General features: G+C 43.1%; 13 protein-coding genes. 3 read left to right on the forward strand and 10 right to left on the reverse strand.

The window, feature by feature from the left end; translation table 11 throughout:
- The 8 genes from ACSLBF_RS11915 to murJ form a co-directional block, all read right to left on the reverse strand.
- Positions 1-690 (reverse strand): LytR/AlgR family response regulator transcription factor, encoded by a 690-nt coding sequence (locus ACSLBF_RS11915; protein WP_440053612.1) that lies wholly within the window; start codon positions 688-690, stop codon positions 1-3.
- Complete coding sequence (locus ACSLBF_RS11920; RefSeq protein ID WP_440053613.1) at positions 687-1,697, reverse strand: sensor histidine kinase; 1,011 nt, start codon at positions 1,695-1,697, stop codon at positions 687-689. Before ACSLBF_RS11920 ends, ACSLBF_RS11915 begins: the two co-directional genes overlap by 4 nt.
- 4 nt (positions 1,698-1,701) lie before the next feature.
- Positions 1,702-2,631 carry a 4-hydroxy-3-methylbut-2-enyl diphosphate reductase gene (ispH, locus tag ACSLBF_RS11925; RefSeq protein ID WP_440053614.1) on the reverse strand — a complete coding sequence of 310 codons (930 nt, stop codon included), beginning with the start codon at positions 2,629-2,631 and terminating at the stop codon, positions 1,702-1,704.
- Complete coding sequence (gene fkpB / locus ACSLBF_RS11930) at positions 2,631-3,071, reverse strand: FKBP-type peptidyl-prolyl cis-trans isomerase (RefSeq protein WP_440053615.1); 441 nt, start codon at positions 3,069-3,071, stop codon at positions 2,631-2,633. The genes ispH and fkpB overlap by 1 nt, the downstream gene beginning before the upstream one ends.
- Positions 3,068-3,568, reverse strand: coding sequence for a signal peptidase II (lspA, locus tag ACSLBF_RS11935; protein ID WP_440053616.1), 501 nt, complete (start codon positions 3,566-3,568; stop codon positions 3,068-3,070). Before lspA ends, fkpB begins: the two co-directional genes overlap by 4 nt.
- Before the next feature lie 9 nt (positions 3,569-3,577).
- On the reverse strand, positions 3,578-6,406 hold the full coding sequence (ileS, locus tag ACSLBF_RS11940; protein ID WP_440053617.1) for an isoleucine--tRNA ligase: 2,829 nt from the start codon (positions 6,404-6,406) through the stop codon (positions 3,578-3,580).
- 21 nt (positions 6,407-6,427) lie between these two features.
- Positions 6,428-7,354, reverse strand: coding sequence for a bifunctional riboflavin kinase/FAD synthetase (ribF, locus tag ACSLBF_RS11945; protein WP_440053618.1), 927 nt, complete (start codon positions 7,352-7,354; stop codon positions 6,428-6,430).
- A gap of 68 nt (positions 7,355-7,422) precedes the next feature.
- Entirely contained in the window at positions 7,423-8,985 is a 1,563-nt protein-coding gene (gene murJ / locus ACSLBF_RS11950) for a murein biosynthesis integral membrane protein MurJ (RefSeq protein WP_440053619.1), read from the reverse strand.
- 434 nt (positions 8,986-9,419) lie between these two features.
- Between murJ and rpsT the strand changes: the two genes are divergently transcribed.
- On the forward strand, positions 9,420-9,680 hold the full coding sequence (gene rpsT / locus ACSLBF_RS11955) for a 30S ribosomal protein S20 (protein ID WP_010370978.1): 261 nt from the start codon (positions 9,420-9,422) through the stop codon (positions 9,678-9,680).
- Between the two features lie 128 nt (positions 9,681-9,808).
- Here the strand turns inward: rpsT and ACSLBF_RS11960 are convergent, their stop codons facing one another.
- Positions 9,809-10,192 (reverse strand): response regulator, encoded by a 384-nt coding sequence (locus ACSLBF_RS11960; protein ID WP_440053620.1) that lies wholly within the window; start codon positions 10,190-10,192, stop codon positions 9,809-9,811.
- Between the two features lie 93 nt (positions 10,193-10,285).
- On the opposite strand from ACSLBF_RS11960, the gene ACSLBF_RS11965 reads away from it, so the two are divergent.
- Both ACSLBF_RS11965 and ACSLBF_RS11970 read left to right on the forward strand, forming a co-directional pair.
- Complete coding sequence (locus tag ACSLBF_RS11965; RefSeq protein ID WP_440053621.1) at positions 10,286-10,741, forward strand: hypothetical protein; 456 nt, start codon at positions 10,286-10,288, stop codon at positions 10,739-10,741.
- A gap of 185 nt (positions 10,742-10,926) precedes the next feature.
- Positions 10,927-12,132: an iron-containing alcohol dehydrogenase gene (locus tag ACSLBF_RS11970; RefSeq protein ID WP_440053622.1), complete on the forward strand. Its 1,206-nt coding sequence runs from the start codon at positions 10,927-10,929 to the stop codon at positions 12,130-12,132.
- On the opposite strand, the gene ACSLBF_RS11975 is transcribed toward ACSLBF_RS11970, so the two are convergent.
- The gene (locus ACSLBF_RS11975) at positions 12,122-14,146 is read right to left on the reverse strand and encodes a methyl-accepting chemotaxis protein (RefSeq protein WP_440053623.1); all 2,025 of its coding nucleotides are present in this window, start codon (positions 14,144-14,146) and stop codon (positions 12,122-12,124) included. The two genes, ACSLBF_RS11970 and ACSLBF_RS11975, sit on opposite strands and share 11 nt — an antisense overlap.
- Positions 14,147-14,583 lie beyond the last annotated feature (437 nt).

A 14,583-nucleotide genomic window follows, 5' to 3' on the forward strand; every position in this document is an offset into this window, starting at 1 on the left:
TTAGACGATGTCTGCCCGTAACTGTGTAAGCGCACGACGACTCACTTCCAATTTTTCAGGAAAATGCTTCAACACGACAAAGTGTTTCTGGCCAACGACTTCAAGGGCGCGAATTGCACTCCTTTTAACCAAGGTGCTTCTGTGGATCTTTACAAAGTAACCACGATACTCTTCATGTAGCGCTTTGAGTGTTTTCTCAATTAATGCTTGATGGCCATTTTCCAGTATCAGTCGAGTGTACTTGTTATCCGCTTGGGCTATCAAAATGTCATCCACCAAAAGCTTACGCAGCGTGTTTCCAACTCGATAGGTGATTGTGTCTACCTCAGGAAATAGCGACAGTAGCAAAGCTTCAAGCTTGTTAGATTCCAAAGGCTTAACTAAATAGCCACTGGCAAGCAAATCAAAAGCGGCCAGCGCGTGTTCTGGGTGCGCGGTCACAAAAACAATTTTACATTGTTTGTTAAGCAAACGAATTTGCTTTGCTGTTTCTAACCCAGATATTCCCGGCATTGAAATATCCAAAAAAACAAGATCAACTTCAATTTGAGTTAGCATTCGAATAGCTTGTTCGCCATTTTCTGCTTCCGCAACACATTGAATATTGTTCACGCTATCAAGTAGGCGTTTAAGCCTAACTCTCGCAAGCGGCTCATCATCAACTAATAAACAACGTAGAACTTTATTCATATCGGTATACTAAATTTAACGGTAAAACTTTGTGCTTCACTGGACACGTCAAAATCAATATTTCCGCCAAAGTGCAACTGTAAACGTTTTTTAATGTTGCTTAAGCCCATACCGTGGCCACGGTAAACCACCGCCCCTCCAGCATTTACTTCATTACTAATTGCAATATTAAGAAACGGCTGATGCTTGATAATCGCAATGCGAATTTTAGCACCTGTCGTGCTTGGCTCTACACCGTGGGTTACCGCATTTTCAATTAGCGGCTGCAAAATCAATGATGGGATTTGCTCTTTCCCAGTGACGCCCCGGATATCCCATTCGACTTGCAAACGCGTCCCAAAACGCCATTTTTCTAATCCGATATAATCCTTACACAAGGCAATTTCTTCATCGACTGTTACCCACTTACTGCTATCAAGTGCTGCTTTAGACAAGTTAGCCAATGTAATCGCAGATTGTTCGGCCGCGCAGGCATCAACATGCGCCAGTTCTGCGACCGTATTTAAGGCATTGTATAAAAAGTGAGGCCTGATCCGAGCGTGCAACGCATCTAATTCAGCTTGTGATAGGCGCTGGATCTGCTCAATGTTATCAGCATAAATTGCCAGAAAGTGCGCGAATAGGGTAACAATGCATAAGCAAATAGCTAAATTTTCAAACACCAAAGCGGAAAAATTGACCGCTTCAATAATGCCGATATTTTGTAAAATGGCTGGAAATACAAAGCTTGTAATTGCTGTTGTTATTAAGAAAGAAATAACCAGCAACAATAAAGAAAGTCTATCACTAATTTGAGTATCTAATTTTGTGACTAACAGCAGTGGAAACAAGGCACTAAAAGCAGTGCAATGAATAAATAAGCTGACTAATCCCAAAGTTTGCCAAAATGGTGTGATGGCGATAAGCGCGTATATAAAGGCGAGGATCTGAGAGGCGACTAGCATCGCTAGTAAGCCTCTTTCAGATAATAAAGCGGATAACAACCTAGAGTTAGTTGTCATCTCCATGGTGTTACCTTAGTTCCACCGGTACTGCAAAGACGACATTTTCTTCTTGCCCAGGGTTTTCCACCACAGTTTTACCGCCGAGTTCCTTTAGCCGAGAAATAACCTGTTGTACTAACACTTCCGGTGCTGAAGCGCCAGCCGTAACACCTACAGCTTTAATATCCTCAAACCAAGCGTCGTCAATTGATGATGCGTCATCGATCAGATACGCCATAGTGCCAATTTTATCCGCCAACTCACGTAAGCGGTTTGAATTAGAGCTATTTTTAGCGCCTACCACCAACAGCAGATCCACTTTGCTTGCAAGGTCTCGCACAGCATCCTGACGATTTTGCGTTGCATAGCAAATATCATCTTTACGCGGCCCGCTGATATTAGGAAACTTTGCGCGTAACGCATCAATGACATCAGCAGTATCATCGACTGACAAGGTAGTTTGGCTACAATAAAACAAGTTATCTGGGTTTTTTACTTGTAATTGAGCCACATCTTCCTGTTTTTCAACCAAATAAATTCCACCAGCAGCATTATCATACTGCCCCATCGTACCTTCGACTTCAGGATGTCCGTGATGACCAATCAGGATACATTCAATGCCTTTGCGACTAGCACGAGTGACTTCCATATGTACCTTGGTAACTAAAGGACAGGTTGCATCAAAAACTTTAAGTTCACGGCGCTTTGCTTCGTTCCGTACTTGCTGCGACACACCGTGTGCACTAAAAATAACAATGCTGTCATCAGGCACTTCATCAAGCTCTTCAACAAATACGGCACCGCGAGACTTCAGGCCATCCACCACATATTTGTTGTGCACCACTTCGTGACGAACATAAATTGGGGCCTCAAAAATATCTAGCGCGCGTTCAACAATGCTGATTGCTCTATCTACACCTGCACAAAACCCTCTTGGGTTGGCCAGCAAAATTTCCATCAGTTTTTCACCTCAAGGATTTCAACTTCAAAAGTTACCTTTTGACCCGCTAACGGGTGGTTAAAATCAACAGTCACTGAGTCCCCGGCAACTTCGCGAATAAGGCCTGGCAAATCAGTGCCATCAGGTTGCGTAAACGCAATGATACTGCCGACTTCTGCTGGTGTATCTACACCAAACTTGCTCTTATCAACGTAGTAGATATTGTCTGGATTTGGTTGCCCAAACGCATCTTCTGGCTCAAGCTCAAATGCTTTTTCATCACCCGACTTGAGACCTAGCAAACATTTTTCAAAGTTCTCAGTTAAACTGCCATCTCCCATAAACAGTTTCGCAGGCTTGTTATGCACTTTGGTTGAATCCGCAGCCGAACCATCTGAAAGTTTAATGGAAAAATGGAACAGGACTTCAGAATTAGCACCGATCACTTGTTCGCTCACGAGGTTTTCTCCTGTTTATTTTCGCTAGTAAAAGCGTCAAAAATGAGTAGCAATGCACCACCTACAATCGCCATATCTGCAACGTTAAATGCTGGATAATGCCAGTCTTGGTAATAAAAGTGCAAAAAGTCAATTACATAACCGTGAATCAATCTATCTACTAAGTTACCAATCGCACCTGCTAATACCATTGAATAAGCCAAACATAACTTCCAATTGGAAGCTGGAAGCTTACGCAACCAATGTACCAATAACACGCTTATCACAACCGCTATCGTACTTAGAAAGTACCGTTGCCAACCGCCGGCATCGCTTAGAAAGCTAAATGCAGCACCGTAGTTGTGCATATAAGTTAAATTGAAAATAGGAAGGATATCAATGGACTGATATAGGTCCATCTTAGCATCGACAACGGCTTTGGTAACATAGTCTACTGCAAAAAGCAGTAGACTAAGCCATAACCAAACTAAGCCACTTTTCTGTGAAGTTTGTGTCACGTATAACTCCTAGGCAAATTGACGTTGTTCGCCTTCGCCTTCAACGTTGCTGATACAACGACCACAAATATCAGGGTGGCTCTCATCAGCACCAACATCATCACAATAATGCCAACAACGCTCACATTTTTGTGCTGACGTCGCCGACACAGCAATATAAAGACCGTCGATTTCAGAAGAAATAGCCCCTTCAGGCTTGCTATTGACTACTTCAACCGTTGCTTTTGAAGTCAATAGTACGAAGCGTAGCTCATCTCCGATCTGCTGCAGTTTCTCAGCCAACTCACCACCAGTATACAAAGTCACTTCAGCTTGTAGAGTCGCGCCAATGACGTCTTCTTTACGCGCGTTTTCAAGAACACGGTTTACTTCGTCACGAACCGCTAGCAAATTCTGCCAGTATTCGTTATTCAGAGAGCCTTCGCTGGCACCTTCAATCGCCTCGTACCAAGTATCTGTAAATACATACTTGCCACGTTCACCTGGTAACACCTCCCAGATTTCTTGCGCAGTGAAACTCATAATAGGCGCCATCCAGCGTGTCATTGCTTCCGCAATATGGTAAAGCGCAGATTGACACGAACGACGCGCATGGCTGTCTGCTTTTGCTGTATACTGACGGTCTTTGATCACATCTAAGTAGAACGAACCAAGCTCACCGGTACAGAAGTTCATCAACTTCTGAGTTACTTGGTGCATCTGGTATTTGTCATACGCTTCTTTGATTTCTTTTTGTAGCTCTGCCGCACGAGACACAATCCAGCGATCCAGCTCAACCATGTCTTCCACGGCAACCAAATCTGTTGCAGGTTCAAAACCACTTAAGTTAGCCAATAGATAACGGCTGGTGTTACGAATACGACGGTAACGATCCGCTGAGCGCTTAAAGATCTCATCCGACACCGTCATTTCTGCTGTGTAATCTGTGGACGCGACCCATAAGCGTAAGATATCAGCACCAAGTTTGTTCATGATTTCTTGCGGTGAAATAACGTTACCTAACGACTTAGACATCTTGCGGCCATTTTCATCGACCGTAAACCCGTGTGTTAAGACTTGCTTGTATGGTGCATGACCATTAATCGCTACAGAGGTCATCATAGATGACATAAACCAACCACGGTGCTGATCCGAACCTTCAAGATATAAATCCGCAGGGCCTGTTAGTTCTTCACGAGCGTCTACAACACAAGCGTGTGTAACACCTGAATCAAACCACACATCTAGCGTGTCTTGTACTTTTACATACTGCTCGGCATCCGCTTCATTTAATAGCTCTGATGGCTCGAGATCATACCAAGCTTGGATACCACCCTTTTCAACTAACTTTGCCGCTGCTTCCATCAGGTTTTCAGTATCAGGGTGAAGTGCCCCCGTGTCTTTATCAACAAACAACGCAATCGGTACACCCCAAGTACGTTGACGTGAAATACACCAATCAGGGCGACCTTCAACCATGTTTGCGATACGGTTTTCACCCCACTCTGGCAACCATTGTGTTTTCTTGATTTCAGCTAAAGAATCCGTGCGCAAGTTCGCCTGATCCATGCTAACAAACCATTGTGGCGTTGCACGGAAGATAATTGGCGTTTTGTGGCGCCAACAATGTGGATAACTGTGCGTCAAGGCATGGTGATGGAACAGCGCGCCTTTTTCTTTTAAAAGCTCGATGATGTTTGCATTAGCTTTGAACACGTGCTGACCGCCAAAAATTGGCGTATCAGGCAGATAAACACCATTTGCCCCAACAGGGTTGGCAACCTCTAGGCCATAAGCTTGACCTGCTACAAAGTCTTCTTGACCGTGGCCCGGTGCTGTATGAACAATACCAGTACCTGAGTCTGTCGTGACGTGATCGCCTAAAATGACAGGAACATCATAATCATAAAACGGGTGAGCCACGCGAAGCTTGTCTAATACTTTACCTTTTACGTAACCTAGTACGTGGTAATGTTTGAAACCAAAACGGTCAACAACGTCGCTTACCAGTTCAGAGCCAAGGATAAGACGCTGTTGGTGACCTTCGTCTTCGATCTGCACTAATGCATATTCTAATGACTCATTAATTGCCACCGCACGGTTTGCAGGGAATGTCCAAGGTGTTGTGGTCCAAATAGCAGTGCTAACTTCACCCTGACCTTCATGGCCTTGTGCTAGATCAAATGCGTCAACAACCGCTTGCTGGTCAACAAACACAAATTTCACGTAGATGGCTGGAGACTGTTTATCCTGATATTCAACCTCAGCTTCGGCTAACGCAGAGCCACAGTCAGTACACCAATGAACTGGTTTAGCACCTTTGTGTAAGTGACCCTTTTTAATAATGCGGCTAAGCACGCGAATTGCGTTCGCTTCAAAGTCAAAATTCATCGTTAGGTAAGGTTTGTCCCAATCACCCAAAACGCCCAAACGTTTAAAGTCTGTTTTTTGACCTTCAACTTGCTTACGCGCATATTCGCGGCATTTTTCACGGAACTCAGCAACCGATACCTTTTGTCCTGGCTTGCCTACTTTCTTTTCAACTTGTAATTCAATCGGTAGACCATGACAGTCCCACCCTGGAATATAAGGTGAATCAAAGTCTGAAAGTGTTTTCGACTTAATAATAATGTCTTTTAGGATTTTATTCAGAGAGTGACCAAGGTGTATATCACCATTTGCATACGGAGGGCCGTCATGCAAAATAAATGGCTTTTTACCCTTTTTCGCAATGCGAATTTGACCGTATAGATCTTCTTCATACCATTTTTTTAGCATCTTTGGTTCGCGTTGCGCCAAATTACCACGCATCGGAAACTCAGTTTCCGGTAGATTTAAAGTATGTTTGTAGTCGCTCATTTATCCTACTTTCCGTATCGGCTACGTTAAAGAAAAACACTGTTTCGCAGCGCTAACATCAAACCCTATTTGCTCGGTTAGCTGCGCCAATGTTTCGAATTTTTGTTCATCGCGAAGCTTTTTGATTAGCTCCACGCGCATAAATTGACCATAAATAGTCTTATTAAAATCAAATAGATGTACTTCTAATAGCGCTTTAGTGCCATTTAAAGTCGGCTTATTGCCAATATTTGCTACACCGTTATAGGTTACACCATCCACCGTTGCTTTTACCGCATACACCCCTTTTACAGGGCTGACTTGACGTTTTAACGCAATATTTGCGGTATGAAACCCCAGTTCTCTGCCTTTTTTCCAACCATGAATGACTCGACCAGAAATAGCATAGGTATGACCCAGCATCTCGTGCGCTAAATTTAGATCGCCCGTTGCCAGCGCTTCGCGGATCCGAGTACTACTGACTCGGCAATCTTGCTTGCGAAAACTATCGGTGTCTTTGACATGCATACCTAGCGGACCACCAATGCGTTTAAGCATAGTGAAATCTCCGGCCCGGTCTTTTCCAAAACGGAAGTCATCACCCACCGTTAATGCTTTAGTCCCCAGCTTATCAATCAACACATCTGTGATAAATAGCTCTGCGTCTTGTGCCGCAAAGTTACGATTGAAGTTCACACAAATAACCCGGTCAATTCCCAGAGACTCTAACAGCGCAAGTTTGTCCCGCAACCGCGTTAATCTCGCAGGAGCTTTATCCTTTGCGAAAAATTCCAACGGCTGCGGCTCAAATAACATCACAGTACTCGGTAACTGGTAGTGCTTTGCATCGGCGATTAAGCCCTTTAAAACCTCTACATGTCCAAGATGAACTCCATCAAAGTTTCCGATCGTCAGCACACAACCAAAATGGTGCGCTCGGATATTATGGATCCCTCGGATTAGTTGCATAATGCTAGTGCCTTTGTGCAGCAAGTATCAAAGAGCCCGATTATACCCAAGTTGCTCAAAAATGCGAACTACGCATCGCGGATTGTCCTTAGCCTTATCCCCATAATAAAAAGCAGTGCAAAGTAACATATCGCAGCAGCTGAGATCAGAGAGAAAAGTAACAGTACCTGTTCAAACAAGCCCCAGGCTTGCCATAAAAATTGCTGTGCTAAGAAATAAACGGCAATCGCCATTAATAAGCCGGAAGCAACACACTTCAGAGAGAACCGCACAGAAAATCCAGAGAACTGATAAACGTCTTGCTCTGAGAGCTTACGATATAACAAAAATGCGTTGCAAGAGGCCGACATGGAGGTAGCCAACGCAAGTCCCAAATAGCCGATAAAAGGCGCCAGCATCAAATTAAACATCATATTAAGCACCATGGTGATAATGCCAATACGTACCGGTGTTTTGGTGTCTTGTCTCGAATAAAACCCCGGTGCAAGGACTTTAATCAACATAAAGCTTAACAGCCCGACGGAATATGCTGCTACACCCATACTCACCTTATTTACATTATCCGCATCACCAGACATAAACTCACCATGTCCAAATAAAACAGTGATGATCAAGGGGCTGATCACAATAAGGCCGAGCATGGCTGGGACACCCAAAAAAATAACAAATCGCACGCCCCAATCTAAAGTCTTTTGGAAATCTTCTTTATTATCTCCCGCATGTAATTTTGATAACGCTGGCAAAATCACGGTAGCAATCCCGATGCCAAACAGCCCCAGAGGAAATTCAATTAAGCGGTCTGAATAATATAACCAAGCAATGGAACCCGTCATCAATGCTGCCGCAATTATTGTATCTAACAACAGATTAATTTGACTCACTGATACACCAAACAACGCCGGGATCATCAGCTTTCGTACTTTCGTCACTTCCGGACTATGCCATGCAAAAGTGGGACGACTTAGTATCTTCAGTCGATATAAAAACGGAAATTGAAATAGTAGCTGTACGATACCGCCAATAAACACCCCAAGCGCGAGTGCATAAGCGCCTTGCTCAAATTGGTCATGTAATAAGATGGCACAGGAAATAATTGCAACGTTGAGTAAGACCGGGGTAAAAGCAGCTGCCGCAAAGCGATTGTAGACATTGAGCACAGCACCACTCAAGGCAACCAATGAAATAAAGAACAAATATGGAAAAGTGAGTTTTAGTAATGCACTGGCGAGTATAAATTTTTCACCATCCGCTCCGCCCTGCCACCAGTCGATAAACCAACTCGCGCCAAATAGCGCCGCGATTACAGGTGAGCCTATAACACCGATTATCGTGACACAGAGTAAAATGGTGCCTAATGTTCCAGCGGCCTGTGCAACAAACAAACGAACTTTATCATCACCATGTTTTTCTTTTATTTCGGACAAGACGGGAACAAATGCCTGAGCAAATGCGCCTTCGGCAAATAAACGCCGAAAAAAGTTGGGGATGCGATTGGCAAATAAAAACACATCCGCAGCCAGTCCAGCGCCTAACAAGTTTGCAACAACAGCATCACGAACTAGCCCTAAGATACGTGAAATCATTGTCATAGCGCTGACAATTAAACCAGATTTAAACAACCCTTTAGCCACATTTGCTCCCAACCATAATCTTTCGCGGCGAATTATGCCACACTCAGAGCGTATTTAGCACTAGGCGTGCTAAGTCAGCTTTGATACAATGCCGCCATTAACCTAGGTAGGCAGAGGTCCATTAATCTAATTGGGACCGTTTACTTTGGTTCAAACCTGAGATTTTCAAGACTACCTGAGAAGCACGCCTAGGCTTGTTTCTAAACATTCAGAGATGCTTGAGAGATTACGGTTGTACTTACCTGTTCCAGCGCTTGAAGCTTGTAGCTTTTGGGTTTTAGGGCCGCAGGATAAGAATTAAAAATAGCCCAAGTCGAATCTTGGGTTTTGAACATTAGGTCGAGCAAGTTAATTTTTATTGACTTTTGCTATGAAAACAGGCATATTCCTCGGCCTTTAAATTAAGCTTATTTTAAGATTGTTAGGAGCAAACCTTGGCTAACATCAAGTCTGCAAAAAAACGCGCTATCACTAGCGAAAAGCGTCGTAAGCACAACGCAAGCCGTCGTTCAATGATGCGTACTTATTTCAAAAAAGTTATCGCTGCTATCGAAGCTGGTGATAAAGAAGCTGCAACTCAAGCATTTGCTGTTGCTGCACCTATCCTAGACCGTTACGCAACTAAAGGTCTAATCCACAAGAACAAAGCTGCTCGTCATAAGAGCCGTCTAGTTGCTAAAATCAAAGCACTTTAATTTGTGATTGAATTAAAAAAACCGACGTTATGTCGGTTTTTTTATGTCTGTGATTTCTCCATTAGCACGCTAAGGTAAGTTTAGAAGAAGCGAAAGCGACCTTGCATGCTAAGATAGCAAGACCATCTTTATGCAATTTCCAACTCTGGATAAAACTTTTTCAGCATTGCTGCTATTTTTTTAGGTGAAAACGGTTTTACGACAAATCCTTTAGCACCGCGCTCTATCGCATCTTTCACGTTATCAACGGTAGAATGAGCAGAAACCATCACCACATTGATGGTTGGGTTTATTTCGTTAAGTTTGGCGATTAACTCTTTGCCGTCGCCATCCGGTAACTCGATGTCCAAAAAAACGATGTCAAAATGGTTTTCTTCACAAGCTTTCACACACTGTGCTGCTGTAGAGGCCTCTTGAACGTGATCGATTCCAAGGTGCATTAATGTTTGATGTAAAAAACTTCGCACCGTCCCTACATCATCGACAATAAGAATAGATATATTCTGATCCATAATCCTTTCCCGTAGGCTACGTAATAAAATTAAGCTATCATAACTAGCATAGAAGTATTATAGAGACCTGCAACTAAAAGGCTACATTAAAGAATGGTAAAACAGTCAAAAAAACAATCGCTTCTAGGCAAAGTGCCTGCAAAGAATAAAAAGCGCTCACCTGACCGGATTAAAAAAAAGCCCACTAATAGCCAATCGCCAACCGCAACAGCTCAAGCTTCCGTCGCCTCTGCCAGCGTTGAAAGTAAACCTAAAAGTAAAGTGATATGGATAGTTGGTACTATCTTAGTGTTAGTTTTCGTGTTGTTTCCAAAGCCACAACTCATTACTTATGAAAAGCTTGGTTTGGTCGCTGAAAGCGTATATTGGCCGGGTGTGCCTGGTGTAAGCCCTGTCTTATTTGATTCTCATTTGCACCCTCAGCCTGCCCTTGATAAAAATACACTCTACTTGTGTCACAATGTCAAAGACCCGGATACCTGCCAAAAGTATCAAATCGTCAAACAGCAAGGTACCTTCGCAGCTGTAATGCGACTTCTCGATTTATAAAATTCCCTTCTTTCTCTAGCAGCTAGTGTTTTGACTACTAGCTGCCAGTTATCATGCTCAATAGATATTCCTAACATGAGCAATTCGTTGTGATGTTGCTAAAAGCTTATTGTTGAGTATAGTTAACTCTACACTGAGCCAAGGCTATATTGCGGGCTTGCTAGATACTTGAATCAAGGAACGTTATGTATTGGTTGTATCGGATATATCACTTTGTACTAAAACTGATCGTTATCTTAATTGATGTACCCAACCCTAAACTTCACCTTGGATTCGCAGGGCTTAAAGAAGCATTGCTCTGTCTTAACTTAAATAAAAATGACGCTGTATTGGTTGTAACCGATACCACACTGCTGTCGCTAGAAAAACACAAAGAGCTGGAACTCAGTCTGATTGAACAGGGGCTGCAATATCACTATTATTCAGCGGTTTTACCAAACCCGACTATCGACAATGTTGAGTCAGGTCTGGCGCTGTTTCAACAATTTCGTTGCAAAGCCATTATCGCCTTGGGAGGTGGTTCTGTCATTGATTGTGCCAAGCTCATTGGAGCTAGAGCGGTAAAGCCACACAAAAGAGTCGAAAAACTAAAAGGGCTATTTAAAATACTAAAAAAGCTGCCCGCAAATATTGCCATTCCAACCACTGCTGGCACCGGGTCTGAAACCACTGTAGCAGCCGTCGTCAACGATCCTAAAACCAACAAAAAATATGCTGCGACAGACTTTTGCCTTGTCCCTCACCATGCCGTCCTCATCCCAGAACTGACAGCAAGCATGCCTGAGAACATCACAGCAACAACGGCCATCGACGCGCTTACCCATGCCATTGAGGCACTATTAAGTGTAAACTGTATGCGCTTTAGTCGAGAAAAAGCACTAAGTGCCTGCAAAGCGATTTTTGACAACCTACCCAAAGTAAAAGGCACTCCAAATGACATGGCAGCCAGAGAGCAACTGTTACTTGCCTCGCACTACGCGGGACAGGCATTTACTCGAACTTCTGTTGGTTATGTACATGCGATATCTCATCAACTGAGCGCAAGATATGGGACTGCCCACGGTATTGCAAATACAGTGTTATTGTTGCCCGTATTACATTGGTATGGTGCCAGAGTACATACCGTCATGGCAGAAATAGCCATATATTGCGGTTTTGCTGACGCCTCTCAATCCAAACAGGAACAAGCGCAGCTATTGCTAAAACATATTGAAAATTTACTTATGACTTGGACACTTCCCAGCAAACTGGCAGAAATCACAGAGGCTGATATTGCCATGTTAGCAAAAGCGGCATTAAAAGAGGCACACCCTGACTATCCCGTGCCGTGCTTTATGGATCTCGATGCGTGTCAGGCCATCTTAAAACAAATTTCTGTCACTAAAGCTTAAAGCGCTCAACCAGCTTAGCGAGCTTATCAGCGAACATACGTAATGATTCACTGCCTTTGGCCATGTTATTCATTGCATCAGCATTCTCACCAGCAGTCGCTTGCGCTTCTAGCATCACACTCTCAATGCTCTTACAGTCTCTTGCTTGACCATTTGCCGCCTGATTAACTTCTTCGCTTAACTGTGTGACTTGTTCCAGTGCCGATGATATTTCTGCCATCGACTGCATCAACGCTTCACTTTGTTTTACACACAGCTGAACATCCTTCTGCCCCAAATCAATGGCTTCAGACGCTTGTTTTGTATCTTGTCGCAGTGAGGCAATCATGCTGTTGATCTCATTTGTAGAATCTTGTGTCCTCGAAGCCAATGTCCTAACCTCATCAGCAACCACAGCAAAACCTCGACCTTGTTCTCCAGCTCTTGCAGCCTCAATGGCAGCGTTTAAAGCGAGTAAATTAGTTTGTTCCGCAATGGACGAAATCGTATCCAGTATTCCCCCAATATTTTCACTGTGCGAAGTCAGTTTAGCCATACTGACTACAGCTTCGGACATTCTCTGACTTAACGACATAATAAGCCGCTCATTCTCTGCGGTATAATTAGCCACGTGTTGTCGCTGTTGATTCGCGTTATGGATACTGTCTAAGCTATCAGTAGAGCGCTCTGAGACCGAAACTGCACTAGCTGCAATGTTGTGTGAAAGTCGATTAGCGTTATCCATTCGTTGCATCTGCTCAGTGGCATTTTTAGCAATTTGCTGACTTTCTGACAGCGAACTAGTTGACAGGGTTTGTAACTCAACGACTTGGCTGTTGATATCGACAAGCAGTGCACTCAAGTTTTCCTTAACTTGGTTAAGGTTATCAATCAATTGTCCAAATTCATCGTCGTTACGCTTTGTCATTCTGCGGGATAAGTCCCCTGTTGCTAGGTACTTAAGCATTTTATTGACCGCAGCGAGAGGTCCGAGCATCGCTTTACTGGTTGAATATGAAATAAACATCGCAAGTAGTAAAAACACCCCGACCATTACAACCGCTAAGTTTTGCGCGCTATCAATCAATGACTCTGAGTGCTGCTGTGATTCGGCGAATGCACGGTTTGCATTTTGTTGAATTTTATCAAGCTCAGCTAGCACAGCTTCAGAAAGCTGCTCAGCACGCTGATAGTGTTGCACTGCATTTTTTTGCTGATTGCGTTGCTCACGCACAGCTTGGTACAAAGTACCTGGTTGTTGCAGCTTTTCCTTAATTTTACGCATTGCCGAGGTAAACTCCTGTAACAATGCCTCTGCATCGATTCCTTGTGACTGCCTTTGTAAAAAAGTGAAGTTGGTTTCCACGTTGCCAAGTAAAAACGTCACATCTTGTTGATGAGGCTCAAGCAGATCCAAGCTCAAACTAGCAATACGCTGACTATTGGTTTCAAGGGTGTAGAGCATGTCATCGATACGAATACCGGTTCCGACCATTTCTTCTAACTGACGAGCATTGTCGGTTTCTAGTAATTCAAGGTTCAGCATAGCATCGCTGGCTTGTTGTTTGTGTTGTAAAAGCTGTTGATACAAGCGCTGAATATCGCTCTCTAAGTTGATGGCTTTTGACTTGGCTTCCAACATGCTGTTTGCCACAGTGGATAATTGTTCCCCTAACTTAATTGCCTCATTTAACGGCTGCTGCATTTGCGGCGAATTTTTGGTGCGTTCCTTTAACTGACTTTTTAATAGGTGATATTGCTCGATCTCTTTGGTAAATTTTTTCGTTGCTTGGCTTACTTCTGCTCCCTGCTCAAAGCTATACGCTTGTGAAATGAGTTTGCTCAACCTCAATTGCTGCAATTGCAGTGCATCCGCACTACGCTGTATCGGTAGCGTCACGTCACTCATTTGCTGATTGGCAGATTTTATTTGCGAAAATGCAACATAGGCAAGTACACAAGCGAGCAGTAGCAATATACCTAATGCACTAAAACCCATGGTAATTTTTTGTTTTATAGTTAGTTTACTTAGCATAGCGACTTCACTCACAACTCAATATGCAAACTATGTTACATATCAATTTAAAAACCAAGTATTTACTCTAATTTTATCCTCAGTAAGGTAGAGTTATTTAACCAGATCTATTCTTATGCTAAACAAACTTCAAACAACCAGCTAATTTCAGCACACACTATACTTTACTTTAGTCAAACATCTCTGTTTTTGCTCGATAAACGAATCCCCTCCCTAAGGCACATAAGCCAATTAATGACTATAAACTTCGATAACAATAACTCATTCTGAATTACCTAAAATTCAGGACAAAACGAATAAACGTAAGCAATATACAAATAGCAGAGTCTTTTAACGCACCTTTGCTTATACTTCCCTCAACTCAGCTATTTAGTAAAAAACAGACTTGCGTGATACTGGCTGTTAATTGACATAATGAACATGGTTGAAAAAGGAAT

It is taken from the genome of Pseudoalteromonas sp. T1lg65 (genome assembly GCF_051930985.1).
Taxonomy (GTDB): domain Bacteria; phylum Pseudomonadota; class Gammaproteobacteria; order Enterobacterales; family Alteromonadaceae; genus Pseudoalteromonas.

Coding starts and splice junctions, on each gene's coding strand:
- ACSLBF_RS11965 (WP_440053621.1), top strand. CDS start 10,286: ATGGTAAAACAGTCAAAAAAACAATCGCTTCTAGGCAAAGTGCCTGCA.
- ribF (WP_440053618.1), bottom strand. CDS start 7,354: ATGCAACTAATCCGAGGGATCCATAATATCCGAGCGCACCATTTTGGT.
- ACSLBF_RS11915 (WP_440053612.1), bottom strand. CDS start 690: ATGAATAAAGTTCTACGTTGTTTATTAGTTGATGATGAGCCGCTTGCG.
- ACSLBF_RS11975 (WP_440053623.1), bottom strand. CDS start 14,146: ATGCTAAGTAAACTAACTATAAAACAAAAAATTACCATGGGTTTTAGT.
- ACSLBF_RS11920 (WP_440053613.1), bottom strand. CDS start 1,697: ATGGAGATGACAACTAACTCTAGGTTGTTATCCGCTTTATTATCTGAA.
- ileS (WP_440053617.1), bottom strand. CDS start 6,406: ATGAGCGACTACAAACATACTTTAAATCTACCGGAAACTGAGTTTCCG.
- ACSLBF_RS11960 (WP_440053620.1), bottom strand. CDS start 10,192: ATGGATCAGAATATATCTATTCTTATTGTCGATGATGTAGGGACGGTG.
- ispH (WP_440053614.1), bottom strand. CDS start 2,631: ATGGAAATTTTGCTGGCCAACCCAAGAGGGTTTTGTGCAGGTGTAGAT.
- ACSLBF_RS11970 (WP_440053622.1), top strand. CDS start 10,927: ATGTATTGGTTGTATCGGATATATCACTTTGTACTAAAACTGATCGTT.